Here is a 13,354-nt window from a genome sequence, read left to right on the forward strand (position 1 = left end):
ATCTCACGCATCAATTGGCGTTCGCTGCGCACCCCGAACAAGTAGCCGATGAACAAGGCCTTGAACAGCATGACGGGATCGAGCGCGGGGCGGCCATTATCGGCGCAGTAGAGATGGCGGACCTTGTCGCGGATGAAGGAGAAATCGAGGGTGGCGTCGATGTGACGTAGCAGGTGATCAGACGGCACCAGCTCTTCAAGCGTGACCATTTCGAGCTGATGTTGATGAGGAGAGGGCTCTCGCAGCACGGCGGCATACTCGCAAAGGGTATGCCTTCATCAAAACAAAGCCCTGGCGGTGAGGCCAGGGCTTTGTCAGCAGTCTGAGGCCACGGCATAGCCGTGGCCCGTAAAGGGTGAAGCGAAAAACGATATGACTTCAGTGGCTGGGCGTCTGCCCTCCAGCTGGCGTCCCGCCGTTCCCGTCGCTTTTCACCTGGTGGTCGGTATCCTTGCCACGCTTCTTCGCCACCCAAACCTGAGCGTGCGCGATCATCGCATAGCAGGATGGAACGAAGATGCTCGCCAGGATGGCGACCGACAGCATCCCACCCACCACCGTGGTACCGATGTGATGGCTGCTGGTGTCGCTCGCGCCACTGGCCAGCGCCAGGGGCAGTACGCCGAAGATGAACGCGAGCGAGGTCATCACGATGGGACGGAAACGCAGGTGGGCGGATTCGATCGCGGCCTGGGAAATGCTCAAGCCCCGGTCCTTGCGCTGCAGCTCGGCGAACTCGACGATCAGGATCGCGTTCTTCGCCGCCAGCCCCACGACCACCAGCAACCCGACCTCGACGTAGACGCTGACATCGAGCCCTCGCAGGTAGACCGCCACTACCGCGCCGAAGAAGGCGAACGGCACCGCGGTGATGACCGCCAGCGGCGTGGTCCAGCTCTCGTACTGGGCGGCGAGGATCAAAAACACCATCAGCAGGCCGAAGATCACCGCCAGAACCGCAGCGTCCCCGGTGTTGACCTCCTGGTAGGTGGTGCCGGTCCATTCCATCGTCCAGCCGGTGCCGAGGGTCTCCTGCACCACCTGCTCCATCGCCTCGACCGCCTGGCCCGAGCTGTAGCCGGGAGCCGGACTACCCTGGAACTTGGCCGCCGAATAGACGTTGAAGCGGGTCACTACCGAGGGCGCGTTCTGCCGCTCGAGGGTGACGAACTCCGAGATCGGGATCCGGTCACCGGTGGTGCTGCTGCGCACGTAGATCCGGTTGAGGTCCTCGGGCGTGCTGCGGAAGTCATCCTCGTTCTGCAGGTAGACCTGGAAGTTGCGTCCCTGATAGGTGAAGTAGTTGACGAACGCGTTACCCAGCGTGCTCGACAGGGTATCGTTCAGATCGGTGAGAGAAACACCGTAGCCGGTCGCCTTCTCCTGGTCGATGCTCGCTCGATACGACGGTACGCTGACATCAAAGGTGGTGAACACCTGGGCCAGCTCAGGACGCTGGTTGGCCGCCTGCATCACCTTCAGCGACGCCTGGCTGAGCTCTTCGCTGGACGCGCCCTGCAGCGAGGTCAGGAAACCCTCGAAGCCACCGGTGGTCGAGAGCCCCAGGATCGGCGGCATGTTGAACGCCATCGCGGTACCGCCTGGCGTGCTCGCTCCCGCCTGCATCACCTGTCCGAGCAGCTGCTCGACCGTGACGTCGCGCTCCTCCCAGGGATTCAGGCTGATGAACATCACGCCACGCGCGGTATTGACCGCCTGGGAGAGCATGTCGTAGCCCGCGATCGCCGACACCGAGCTGACGCCCGGCAGCTGTTCGACCTTGTCGCTCAGCGCGGACATGTACTCGTTGGTGCGGTCCACCGAGGAGCCGTTGGGCAGGTTGATCGCGGTGATGAACACCCCTTGGTCGGTCTCCGGAATCAGCGTGGTCGGAGACTGCTCGTAGAGCCAGAACGAGAAGGCGGTGAGCGCAACCATGATCGCGATGGTGGCGATCCAGAAGCGCACGAACAGGCGAACCATCCATAGATAGACCTGGGTGATCTTCTCGAACACCCGGTCGAATATCTTGAACGGCGCCTTGAGCACCCGGGTCACCACGTTGTCGCGCTGCTCGCTCTTGCGCTGCAGCAGGATCGAGGACATCGACGGGGTGAAGGTCAGCGCGACCAGCGCGGAGATCGCCACCGATATCGCGATGGTGATCGCGAACTGCTGGTAGATCTGGCCAGTCAAGCCGCCCAGGAACCCAACCGGCACGAACACCGAGGCCATGATGAACGAGGTCGCGATGATCGGCCCACCCACCTCGCGCATCGCTTCGATGGTCGCGTCGTGGATCGAGATCTCATCGTCTTCCTCGATGATCCTCTCGATGTTCTCGACCACCAGGATCGCGTCGTCGACGACGATACCGATCGCAAGGATCATCCCGAACAGCGAGAGCAGGTTGATCGAGAAGCCGAGCAGGTACATCCCCGCGAAGGTGCCGACCACCGATACCGGCACCACCGACATCGCGATCACCGTGGTGCGCCAGTTCTGCAGGAACACGAACACGATCACCGCGACCAGCACCAGCGCTTCGATGAAGGTATGGGTCACCGACTCGATCGAGGCATTGATGAACAGCGTGGTGTCGTAGGGCACCTCGTAATGCAGTCCCGGCGGGAATCGCTGGGACAGATCGGCCATCAGTGCCTTGACCCGCTCGGCGGTCTGCACCGCGTTGGCACCGGGCTGCTGGTTGATGATGATCGGCGCCATGGCGGCGCCGTTGAGCCGCGCGTCGATGCCGTAGAACGATGCACCCAGCTCGATCCGAGCGACGTCACGCAGACGCAGAGACGAACCGTCGGCGTTGGTGCGCAGCAGGATGTTGCGGAACTCTTCCGCCGAGTTGAGTCGACCGCCCGCCGAGATGGTGTAGGTGTAGGCACGCGGGTTCGACTGCGGCGCGGCGGCGAGGCTGCCCGCCGGGATCTCGGTGTTCTGCGCCTGGATGGCCGCCGACACCTCGCTTGGGGTCAGGTCGTACTGGGCAAGCTTGTCCGGGTCCATCCAGATCCGCATGGCGAACTCGCCACCGCCGAGCACCTCGGCCTCACCGACACCTTCGATCTGGCGCAGTTCGTCGATGATGTTCAGCGTGGCGTAGTTCTGCATGTAGATGTTGGAGTACTGATCCGAGGTCAGCGATACCAGCATCAGGATATCGCTCGAACGCAGTTCGACATCTACCCCCTGGGACTGCACCGACTCGGGCAGCTGGGAGAGCGCGCGTTGTACGCGGTTGTTGACGTTGATCGTGTTGACGTCGCCATCCGAACCGATGGCGAAGCTGATCCGCATTTGCATCACGCCGTTGTCGGAGCTGGTCGAGGTCATGTAGAGCACGTTCTCGACGCCGTTGATCTCCTGGGCGATCGGCGCGGCCACCGTCTCGGCGACGGTCTCGGCGTTCGCCCCCGGGAACGTGGCCTGCACCGAAACCTCGGGCGGCACCACCTCCGGGTACTGGGCGATCGGCAGGACCCGCATCGCCATCAACCCGACCAGCGTAATGATGATCGAAATGACGGAGGCGAAGACCGGCCTATTGATGAAGAAGTTGGAAATATTCATCCGCGGTCCCGTTACTCGCTGTCTGCGTCGTCGGAGGACTCGTCCGCGCCCTGCTGGGCGGAGCGCTGGTCAGGGTTGCCATCGAATGGCTGCGGATCGATGCGATCACCGACGCTGAGGCCGCCGGGATCACTGACGACGACGCGGTCACCGCGCTGCAGGCCTTCGCTGATGATCTGCCAATGACCGGCAATCTCGCCCGGCACCACGGTACGCGAGGTGATCGAGTTGTTGTCGTCGAGAACGAACAGCTGGGGTCCCATCAGGCCCTGGGTCACCGCGATCTCGGGGACCGCGAAGACGTCGAAGCGCATCAGGTCGTGGAGCCGGACGCGAACGAACTGCCCGGGCAGGAAGATGCCGTCGGGATTCGCGAAGCGCGCGCGCGCCTGGACGCTGCTGGTGCCCTCGTCGACCCGCGCACCGAGGAAGTCGAGGGTTCCCTCGAGCTGAGCGGACTGACGGTCGGCGCTGGGCACCTCGAGGCTCGCCCGGACCGGCGGCGTACCGCTGCGGCTCTGCTGCTGGCGCAGCTGCATCGCATCCGACTGGGGCATCTGGAAGCGAACCTCGAGAGGATCGAGCGGGGTCACCGTGGCGAGTTCGGTGCCAGGACTGACCAGGTTGCCGACGTTGACTTCGTTGAGGCTGACCAACCCGCTGACCGGCGCGCGGACGGTGGTGTAGTCGAGATCGATCTGGGCGCTTTCGAGCGCGGCGCGAGCCTGCTCGACCGCAGCGCGCGAGGTCTCGTACGTGTTGGATGCGGTGTCACGCTGCTGAGCACTGATCGCACCGCGCTGGAACAACTGCTGATAGCGCTGGTTGTCGCGCTGGGCATTGTTCAAGTCGGCCTGAGCACTGGCAAGGTTGGCACGCTGCTGGGCCACCGCGGCGGCGTAGGTGGCACGTTCGATGGTGAACAGCAGGTCCCCTTTCTCCACCAGCTGGCCCGCCTGGAAGTGCTGCTCCTCGAGCACGCCCTCGACCCGCGCCAGCACGCTCGCCGCGGTGTCGCTGCGGATCATCGCCGGATAGGACTTGTCGAGCTCGATGTTTCGCGAGGAGATCTGGTAGACCTGCGCCGGATGGGCGGGAGCCTCCTGCTGACCCTGCTGCTGTTGCTGATTGCCGTCGTTACCGCAGCCTGCGGTGGCGAGCGCGATGAACCCGGCCAATCCCCACGCCGTGCGCTTGGCTTTGATTATCTGGAGCATGATCCCTTCGCTTCTTTATGGAGTGTGCCCAACGGAAGAGTTCGCAGCATCACGGAAGCGGCGATGCCAGACCAAGGTAGCACTAGTGGACGTCTACAGTGGTGAGAACTTGTGCACGAGATTTTAGATGCAATCATGTATGTATGTAAACCAAGTGCGCTATCATGAACGCAGTACATGCCCAGACGATGGAAGGACGATGGCAAGACGCACCAAGGCAGAGGCCGAAGCCACTCGATCGATACTGCTCGACGCAGCCGAGGAGATATTCTTCGAGAAAGGGGTCTCGACAACGTCGCTCGAACAGATCGCTCGCCGTGCGGGAATGACTCGCGGTGCGGTGTACTGGCATTTCGAGAACAAGGTATCACTGCTGGAAGCGCTGATCGACCAAGCCAAGCTCCCACTGCAGCAGATGCTCGACGACCTCACCGACGAAGGCCTTCGCGACCATCCGATCGAGGGCTTGAAAGCGCTGCTCAAGCTGGTGATGAGCCGCTGCGAAGAGCCCCGCTATCGACGCGTATATACCATCATCGTCTATCGCTGCGAATTCTTCGACGAACTATCGTCCACCTGCCGCGAAAAGGATAGCGCCCGCGACGCTCTGATGCTGATCCAGCGCCAGTTCGAGCGCGCCGACCAGGAAGGACTGCTGGCCGAGGGCGTGCCGCCGGACACGGCGGCACGCTTGGTGCATCTGGCGATCATGGGTGCGGTCTACGACTGGCTGCGAGCGCCCGACAGCTATTCGCTCAGCGACGAGGGAGCCCGCGTCATCGATCTATTGTTCTCCCGCCTCACGGCCTGACTTCTCTCCCGCTCAGCCGGGATGGTGAACGGCGATCCAGTTGCGCAGCTTGACCATCGCGCGCCGGTGGAGCTGGCACACCCTCGATTCGGTGACGCCCAGGCGCTCGCCTATCTGGCGCAGGCTCATTCCCTGCAGATGATGGAGCGACAGCGCCTCGCGCTCGCGGGGGTCCTCGAGCGCGACCAGCGCTTCGCGCAGCAGCCGTTTGCGCTCCTCGTCCAGTAGCCGCTCGTCCGGTCCAGCCGTCGCCCCTACCGGCGGCTCGATCTCGCCGCCGCCCTCCTCCTGGTAAGCCAGCAATTGACCGCACTGGGCATCGTTCAAGTGGCGCTGGTAGGCGGCCAGCGGAATCTCCATCACCTCAGCGATTTCGCGCTCGCGCACAGCGCCTCCGTAGCGTTGCTCCAGGCTCAGGCTGACCCGCTCCGCCTCCCGTGCCTGGCGCCGCACGCTGCGCGGCAGCCAGTCCCGGGAGCGCAGCTCATCGAGCATCGCGCCCTGGATGCGGCGACTGGCATAGGTCTCGAAGCAGGCGCCTAGGCTGTCGTCGTAGCGCCGCTCGGCCTCGAGCAGACCGAGCATCCCGGCCTGGATGAGATCGTCCAGCTCGACACTGAGCGGCAGGCGCGCCTGGACCTGCAATCTACGCGCAGCGCAGCGCACCATCTGCAGCAGTCGCTGATGGTGTGCGATACGTCCATGAGGGGATGCGGATATGGCGGATGAAGACGAGACGCTGGACATGGAGGCTCCCAATGACCGGTGAATGTCATTGGGATTGTCGAATCGTCGATGACCCGACCAAGGGTCATGAACCGAGGCTTTTGCCTCGTTTCACCGACTCAAGTACCGGGATCCGCGATCAGCTACCGAGCGTCATCGGCAGCCAATAGTAGACCGCCAGCGTGATCACGATCACCGACAGCAGGTTGAGCCATACCCCGGCGCTCGCCATATCCTTGATTTCGAGCTCCCCCGAACTGAACACCGCGGTGTTCGGCGGGGTCGCCACCGGCAGCATGTAGCAGGACCCCGCGGCCAGCGCCACCGCGGCCATCAGCGGCAAGGGATCCATGCCGATCGCCGCGCCCAGCCCAACGCAGAGGGGCAGCACCAGGTTGGCTACCGCGGTGTTGGAGAGAATCTCGGTCATCGCCAGCACGATCACGGTCAAAAGCGCGATCACGATGAAGGCGGTGTAGTTCTCGAGCATCGCCAGCGACTCGCCGATCCAGTCGTTGACCCCCGCCTGGCCGAAGCTGGCCGCCAGCGCCAGGCCTCCGCCGAACAGGATCAGCACGCCCCACGGCAGCCCACGCATGTCTTCCCATTCGAGGATACGCTCGCCCCGCCTGCGGCTCGGCAGCGCGAAAAGCGCTACCGTCGCGGCCATCGATACCGCCGCGTCATGGAGAAAACCCAGTCCGATGAATGATTTGAACACCCAGAGGAAGGCAGTGGCGACGAACACCACGGCGACGATCTTCTCCTCCCGGCCCATCGGCCCGAGGCCAAGGCGCTCCCGCTTGATGAACTCGACGCTGCCGGCGGCCTGGTGAGCGACCCGGAACTTGAGCCGAGTGAGATAGAAGTAGAGGAACACCAGCATGATCAATGCGACCGGCCCGGCGAACGCGAGCCACTGGGCGAAGGTCACCTCGCGCCCGAGCTGGTCGCGGGCGAGCGCGGAGAGCACTGCGTTGGGCACCGCGGCGACCAGCGTAGCGAGGCCTCCGATCGTCGCCGTGTAGGCCACGGCGAGCAGCAAGCTCTTGGCGAAACAGCCCAGGTCGCGCCCGACCAGGATCTCCTTGTCACGCATCTCCCGAATCAACGCTATCGCCACCGGCAGCATCATCAGCGCGGTCGCCGCATTGGAGATGAACATGGTCAAAAGCGCGGTCGAGAGCATCACCCCGAACACGATACGGTGGCTGGCGGTGCCGATGGCATCGATGATCGACAGCGCTATGCGCCGATGCAGGTTCCATTTCTGGATCGCCAGCGCCAGCACGAAGCCGCCCATGTACATGAACACCACCGGATTGCCATAGGCGGGCGCGACCACGTCGATCGGCGCGGCCTGCAGCAGCGGCATCAGAAACAGCGGGATCAGCGCGGTGGCGGCCATCGGCAGCGCCTCGGTGACCCAATAGACCGCGATCAGCGCGGTGCAGGCGAGCACCCCGCGGCCGGCGTGACCGAGCTGCTCCTCGGGCAGTAGCCAATAGACCAGCAGTGCGAGCAGCGGTCCTCCCAAGAGGCCGAACAAGCGGGTGCGGGTATAGGCGCCAGGCGGCGTCGCCGATTCCCCACTGGCGTGCTCCGCGCAACGGGTCGTCGAGGTATTCATCTCAATGATGGCTCCGCTTCTCGATGTCCAGGCCCGACGCTCGGACGAAAAGGGCGGTTTATACCCGAGGCGAACGAGACGCTACCAGCGATCCACCTACCACTTTCGGCGCAGGCACAAGCTCAGCTAAGCAACCGTTTTCAGCCATCACACCGTAAAGCCGTGTCCATCCACCGGCCCGTCTCGCTTCCAGCGAGGACCGTGCACCACGAGCTTAAGTAGGATTTAAACGAACATCCCGGGCAAGCCGGGTGCCAAGGTCAGGCGCAGGCGACTTGCCGGTGGCTTTGCTGCCGTGCGCGGCTTGGCCGTACAATGGCCGGCCAATACGCCAAATCACAGCCCCGCCGCCGAATGCGCCGGGGCTCACGCCGAGGGAATACCGGGTAGATGCGTGCCAGCCAACTCTTGATCTCGACTCTGAAGGAAACACCCGCCGACGCCGAGGTGGTCAGCCACCAGCTGATGCTGCGCGCAGGGATGATCCGCCGCCTCGCCTCCGGCCTCTATACCTGGCTTCCGATCGGCTTGCGCACGCTGCGCAAGGTCGAGCGCATCGTGCGCGAGGAGATGGACCGCGCCGGCGCCCAGGAGCTATTGATGCCGGCGGTACAGCCGGGCGAGCTATGGCAGGAGTCGGGCCGCTGGACCCAGTACGGCCCGGAGCTGCTCAGGCTCAAGGACCGCCATCAGCGCGATTTCTGCGTCGGCCCGACCCATGAAGAGGTGATCACCGACCTGGTACGTCGCGAGATCAACTCCTACAAGCAGCTGCCGGTCAACTTCTACCAGATCCAGACCAAGTTCCGTGACGAGATACGCCCGCGCTTCGGGGTGATGCGCTCGCGCGAGTTCATCATGAAGGACGCCTACTCGTTCCATAGCGACCAAGCGTCGCTGGAAGTCACCTATCAGGCGATGTACGACGCCTATACTCGGATTTTCACCCGTCTCGGCCTCGATTTTCGCGCGGTGATCGCCGACAACGGCTCGATCGGTGGCGAAGGCTCCCACGAGTTCCACGTCCTCGCCCAGTCCGGAGAGGATGCCGTGGTGTTCTCGACCGGCTCCAGCTACGCCGCCAACATGGAGAAGGCTGAAGCCTACTTCGAGCAGCGCGAGCGCCCAGCGCCGAGCGAGGAGCTGCGCCTGGTCGACACGCCGGATGCCAAGACCATCGCGGCACTGGTCGAGAAGCATGGCCTTGCGATCGAGAAGACGGTCAAGACACTGATCGTCAAGGGCAGCGAAGGCGGCCTGGTGGCACTGCTGGTCCGTGGCGACCATGAGCTCAACGAGGTCAAGGCCGAGCACCAGCCCGAGGTCGCCGCGCCCTTGACCATGGCCAGCGACGACGAAGTACGCGCCGCGGTCGGCGCCGGCTTCGGCTCCCTCGGGCCGGTGGGGCTCGAACTACCGATCGTGGTCGACCGCGAGGTCGCCTCGATGACCGACTTCGGTGCCGGCGCCAACCGCGATGGCAAGCACTACTTCGGGATCAACTGGGAGCGCGACCTGCCGCTGCCGCGGGTCGCCGACCTGCGCAACGTCGTCGAGGGCGATCGTGCCCCCGACGGCAAGGGCACGCTCAAGATCGTACGCGGCATCGAGGTCGGCCACGTGTTCCAGCTCGGCGACAAGTACTCCAAGGCGATGAACGCCACGGTGCTCGACGAGCAGGGCAAGGCGAGGACGCTGACGATGGGCTGCTACGGCATCGGTGTCACCCGGGTGGTGGCCGCGGCGATCGAGCAGAACCATGACGACGCGGGGATCATCTGGACCGATGCGCTGGCACCGTTCGAGGTGGTGCTGGTGCCGATGAACGCGCACAAGTCCGAACGCGTACGCCAGGCCAGCGAGGCGCTCTATACCGAGCTCGTCGCCGCCGGCTTCGACGTGCTGCTCGATGACCGCGACCTGCGCCCGGGCAACAAGTTCGCCGACCTCGAGCTGATCGGCATTCCCCACCGGGTGGTGATCGGCGATCGCGGCCTCGACAATGGCGAGCTCGAATACAAGGGCCGTCGCGATACCGACGCCACCATGGTGGCGCAAGCGGGAATCATCGACTTCCTGCGCGAACGCCTGAATCGCTGAGCCCTTCGCGAGCCGCCCACGAGGGCGGCTCGCTTCCGTTTCGCCGCTGCGCGTCGCGCCCTGCGGCCCGCCGAGTACGATCGATGCCCGTCACGCCCATGTCGCGCAGATCCTGGCGCCAAACGCTTGCGGTCTATCGCCGCCCCGAAGTGCTGACCATGCTGTTCCTCGGCTTTTCGGCCGGCCTTCCTTTCCTGCTGGTGTTCTCGACGCTCGGCGCGAGGCTGCGCATGTCGGGAGTCGACGTGGCGACGATCGGCTATTTCTCCTGGATCGGCATCCTCTACTCGATCAAGTTCTTCTGGGCGCCGGTGGTCGACCGGCTGCCGCTGCCGCTGCTGTGCCGCCTGCTCGGCCACCGACGGGGCTGGATGCTCGCCGCCCAGACGCTGATCCTGCTCGGTCTGGTCGGCATGGCGCTGGTCGAGCCCAGCCGCCATCTGCTGCTGATCGCCTGGCTGGCGCTGATCGTCGCCTTCGGCGCGGCGACCCAGGACATCGTGGTCGATGCCTTCCGGATCGAATCGGCCGAGGAGAGCCTGCAGGCGGCGATGTCCTCGGTCTACATCATCGGCTATCGCGGCGGGCTGCTCGCCGCGGGAGCCGGCGCGCTAGCGCTGGCCGGCAACTACTCCTGGTCGATCGCCTACCTGGGCATGGCGGGGCTCGCCGTGATCGGCATGCTCACCGTCCTGCTGCGCCCGGAACCACCCCGCCCGCCGCTGGCCTCGCAGCTTGCCCGCGAACCCAAGGTGCGCACCTTCCTGCGTCGCACCCGTGGCTGGCCGCGCGTGCTGAAGCGAGCCGGCGCTTGGTGCGTCGGCGCGATCATCTGCCCGTTCACCGACTTCTTCACCCGCTTCGGTTGGTACGCCCTGGCGCTGCTGGTGTTCATCGGCCTGTTCCGGATCAGCGACCTGTCGATGGCCGCGATGGCCAATCCGCTCTACGTCGATCTTGGCTTCTCGGCCCAGCGGATCGGCGAGGTGACCGGGCTATTCGGTCTCGCCATGACTTTGCTCGGCGGCCTCCTCGGTGGCCTGCTCGCCGCCCGCTACGGGGTGCGCCCGCTGCTGTGGATCGCCGCGGCCTTGGTCGCCGCGACCAATCTACTGTTCGCCCAGCTGGCGCTCTCAGGCGCCAATCTATGGATGCTGGTGGTGACCATCACCGGCGACAACCTGACCAACGGCATGGCCAGCGCGATTTTCATCGCCTTCCTCTCCGGGCTCACCTCACGCGCCTACACCGCCACCCAGTACGCGCTGTTCTCCTCGATCATGACCCTGCCGGGCAAGTTCATCGGCGGCTTCTCCGGGACGCTGGTCGAGGCGATCGGCTATCCGAGCTTCTTCGTCTACGTCTCGCTGCTCGGGCTCCCGGCGGTGGCGCTCGCGGCCTGGATCGCGCGGGATCGCAGATTCAGCGAGCCCACCTTGACTTCCTAGAGGCTATTTCGATCGGGTCAGCCGCGCGGCTGGACGAACTGCCCGAGCCAGCCGATCGCGCCCGGCGTCTCCATCCAGCGCTCACGCAGCAGCACCCGGTACTGCCAGGCCTGAGCGCGCGATCCCGGGCGCGCCAGCGCCTGGTCGAAGCTCTCCGGCCGGGGACGCGCCTGGAGCATCAGGTTGAGCATGTGGCGGTTGGCCCGCTGCACCCGCCGGATCAGCTCCGCCGCTTCGTCCTGCCGGCCCAGCCGGTAGAGCGCCAGCGCGCGCCCCAGATAGAGGCCGAGCCAATCGGCGCTTTCAGCGTCGCTGGTCTCGGTCAGCGCCAGCGCATCGAGATCGCGCCCTTCGCGCAGCAGCTGCTCGAGCACCAGTTCACGCAGCCCCAGGTTGTCCTCGCCGTCGAGCTTGAGCAGCCGCTCGGCGATCCGCCGCGAGCGCTGCCGGTCACCGCGCTCCATGCCGACCACCAGCGACAGCCCGAACAGATAGATCGCCTGGTTGTCGCCCTCCTCCCAAAGGAACTGCCGGCCCTGCCGTTCGATCACTCCGAGCCAGCTTTCGAGTCGCTTGGCCAGCGGGGCGAAGAACGGCTCGACCATCCAGGGCAGGCTGCCGAAGCGGCTGGAGAGCTCCATCGCCAGCTCCTGCAGCACCAGCGGTGAACCCAGCCATTCAGGATGTTCGCTGAGCGCCAGCAGCCAGTCCGGGGCGCTGGACCACAGATCGCTCACTCCCTCCCGCTCCTCGTCGGCGGGGCCCAGCTGCACTGACCAGGCCGTGTAGTAGGCGGCGTCGAGCTTGCTGGGCAGATACTCGAGCCGCTCGGCCTGGTTGACCACCAGGGTCGGCGGCAGTGCCGAGGGCAGCCGCGCCAGCGTGCTCCTCAGCCGCGCCAATGGCAGCGCGAGCTCCTCGTCCGAGCTGATCAGCTCCTCGGCGAGCGTGCCGGCCGGATCGACCGCGAGCTCATGAACGAAGCCCAGCTCCGCGGGGTCCACATCGCTGCTGCGCAGCAGCCGCCGATACCAGAAATCGGCGCGCTGGCGTGCCTTCTCCTGCTGGCCTTCCTGCAGCAGCAGCATGGTTTCGAGATAGGCCAGCACCGGCGCATCGGGAATCGTGCGCAGCGCGCGCATGAAGGCATCGCGCGCACTTTCCAGGTCATCGCTCTCGAGATGGGCAAGCACCAGACGCTCGAGCGCCGCGCCGCGCAGGAAGGCCGGGCCGTGGCCGAGGGCCGAGTCGATCAGCGCAGCCTGCTTGCGGTGAAAGCCACGCTCTTGATAGAGCTCGGCGAGACGCTCGAAGGCGTACTCGGACTGCACCGGAGCCGGGATGTTGTCGACCCGGGCGAAGAGCGATTCGAGCAGCAGCTGGGCGCGTCCGAGCTGGCCGCTCTCGGCAGCGATCACCCCCGCCTCGAGCAGTGCCTGGTCCGGGGCCAGCTCGCACTCGAGCGCAGCGCGTAGGCGCGAACCGCGCCACTGGCACAGCGACAGCATCCACATCAGATGGGCGGGAACGCCTCCCGGAAACGCCACCATCGCACAGCAGCGGCGATAAGGGCGGCCGCTGTCGCACCAACAGGGCTCGTCCGGTGCCGGAAGCGCCAGCGACTCGCAGGCGAAGTCGAGACGCAGCAGCGGCGTCTGGTTCCAAAGCGGCGGCGCCAGCGCCTGGGCCAGCGCAAGATCGCCACCGAGCAGCTCGGCCCCCTCGCGCCGGGCCCAGCGCATCAGGCTCGGATAGCGCTCGTCGCGGCGTATCGCACTCAGCGCGCCGGAGGCGTAGCCGAGCAGGTGATCCACCCAAGCGGCAAGCATGGCACCCT

General features: G+C 65.3%; 9 protein-coding genes. 3 read left to right on the top strand and 6 right to left on the bottom strand.

Annotated elements, in window-relative coordinates; translation table 11 throughout:
• The 3 genes from Q376_RS21595 to Q376_RS21605 all read right to left on the bottom strand — a co-directional run.
• On the bottom strand, window positions 1-248 hold a 248-nt coding region (locus Q376_RS21595), incomplete at its 3' end, for a transposase (RefSeq protein ID WP_162177887.1).
• Window positions 249-378: 130 nt separating this feature from the next.
• Window positions 379-3,585 (bottom strand): efflux RND transporter permease subunit, encoded by a 3,207-nt coding sequence (locus Q376_RS21600; protein ID WP_052365003.1) that lies wholly within the window; start codon window positions 3,583-3,585, stop codon window positions 379-381.
• 11 nt (window positions 3,586-3,596) lie between these two features.
• On the bottom strand, window positions 3,597-4,802 hold the full coding sequence (locus Q376_RS21605; protein ID WP_052365004.1) for an efflux RND transporter periplasmic adaptor subunit: 1,206 nt from the start codon (window positions 4,800-4,802) through the stop codon (window positions 3,597-3,599).
• 199 nt (window positions 4,803-5,001) lie between these two features.
• Between Q376_RS21605 and Q376_RS0106375 the strand changes: the two genes are divergently transcribed.
• Window positions 5,002-5,613 (top strand): TetR family transcriptional regulator, encoded by a 612-nt coding sequence (locus Q376_RS0106375; RefSeq protein ID WP_027349617.1) that lies wholly within the window; start codon window positions 5,002-5,004, stop codon window positions 5,611-5,613.
• Between the two features lie 12 nt (window positions 5,614-5,625).
• Here the strand turns inward: Q376_RS0106375 and fliA are convergent, their stop codons facing one another.
• Window positions 5,626-6,360 carry an RNA polymerase sigma factor FliA gene (fliA, locus tag Q376_RS0106380; protein ID WP_081803425.1) on the bottom strand — a complete coding sequence of 245 codons (735 nt, stop codon included), beginning with the start codon at window positions 6,358-6,360 and terminating at the stop codon, window positions 5,626-5,628.
• A gap of 118 nt (window positions 6,361-6,478) precedes the next feature.
• Entirely contained in the window at window positions 6,479-7,969 is a 1,491-nt protein-coding gene (locus Q376_RS0106385) for an SLC13 family permease (RefSeq protein WP_081803426.1), read from the bottom strand.
• Window positions 7,970-8,359: 390 nt separating this feature from the next.
• Here Q376_RS0106385 and Q376_RS0106390 point away from each other — a divergent pair, with 390 nt between their 5' ends.
• Together Q376_RS0106390 and Q376_RS0106395 are read left to right on the top strand one after the other, a co-directional pair.
• The gene (locus tag Q376_RS0106390) at window positions 8,360-10,069 is read left to right on the top strand and encodes a proline--tRNA ligase (RefSeq protein ID WP_027349620.1); all 1,710 of its coding nucleotides are present in this window, start codon (window positions 8,360-8,362) and stop codon (window positions 10,067-10,069) included.
• Between the two features lie 83 nt (window positions 10,070-10,152).
• Window positions 10,153-11,517 carry an AmpG family muropeptide MFS transporter gene (locus tag Q376_RS0106395; protein WP_027349621.1) on the top strand — a complete coding sequence of 455 codons (1,365 nt, stop codon included), beginning with the start codon at window positions 10,153-10,155 and terminating at the stop codon, window positions 11,515-11,517.
• A gap of 17 nt (window positions 11,518-11,534) precedes the next feature.
• Here the strand turns inward: Q376_RS0106395 and Q376_RS0106400 are convergent, their stop codons facing one another.
• Entirely contained in the window at window positions 11,535-13,346 is a 1,812-nt protein-coding gene (locus Q376_RS0106400) for an SEC-C domain-containing protein (RefSeq protein ID WP_027349622.1), read from the bottom strand.
• Window positions 13,347-13,354 lie beyond the last annotated feature (8 nt).

This window comes from Halotalea alkalilenta DSM 17697 (assembly GCF_000621205.1).
GTDB lineage: Bacteria > Pseudomonadota > Gammaproteobacteria > Pseudomonadales > Halomonadaceae > Halotalea > Halotalea alkalilenta.

Bases quoted from the DNA above. Each gene is read 5' to 3' on its own strand.
- Q376_RS0106385 (WP_081803426.1), bottom strand. From the start codon at position 7,969: ATGAATACCTCGACGACCCGTTGCGCGGAGCACGCCAGTGGGGAATCG.
- Q376_RS0106375 (WP_027349617.1), top strand. From the start codon at position 5,002: ATGGCAAGACGCACCAAGGCAGAGGCCGAAGCCACTCGATCGATACTG.
- Q376_RS0106400 (WP_027349622.1), bottom strand. From the start codon at position 13,346: ATGCTTGCCGCTTGGGTGGATCACCTGCTCGGCTACGCCTCCGGCGCG.
- Q376_RS21600 (WP_052365003.1), bottom strand. From the start codon at position 3,585: ATGAATATTTCCAACTTCTTCATCAATAGGCCGGTCTTCGCCTCCGTC.
- Q376_RS21605 (WP_052365004.1), bottom strand. From the start codon at position 4,802: ATGCTCCAGATAATCAAAGCCAAGCGCACGGCGTGGGGATTGGCCGGG.
- Q376_RS0106390 (WP_027349620.1), top strand. From the start codon at position 8,360: ATGCGTGCCAGCCAACTCTTGATCTCGACTCTGAAGGAAACACCCGCC.
- Q376_RS0106395 (WP_027349621.1), top strand. From the start codon at position 10,153: ATGCCCGTCACGCCCATGTCGCGCAGATCCTGGCGCCAAACGCTTGCG.
- fliA (WP_081803425.1), bottom strand. From the start codon at position 6,360: ATGTCCAGCGTCTCGTCTTCATCCGCCATATCCGCATCCCCTCATGGA.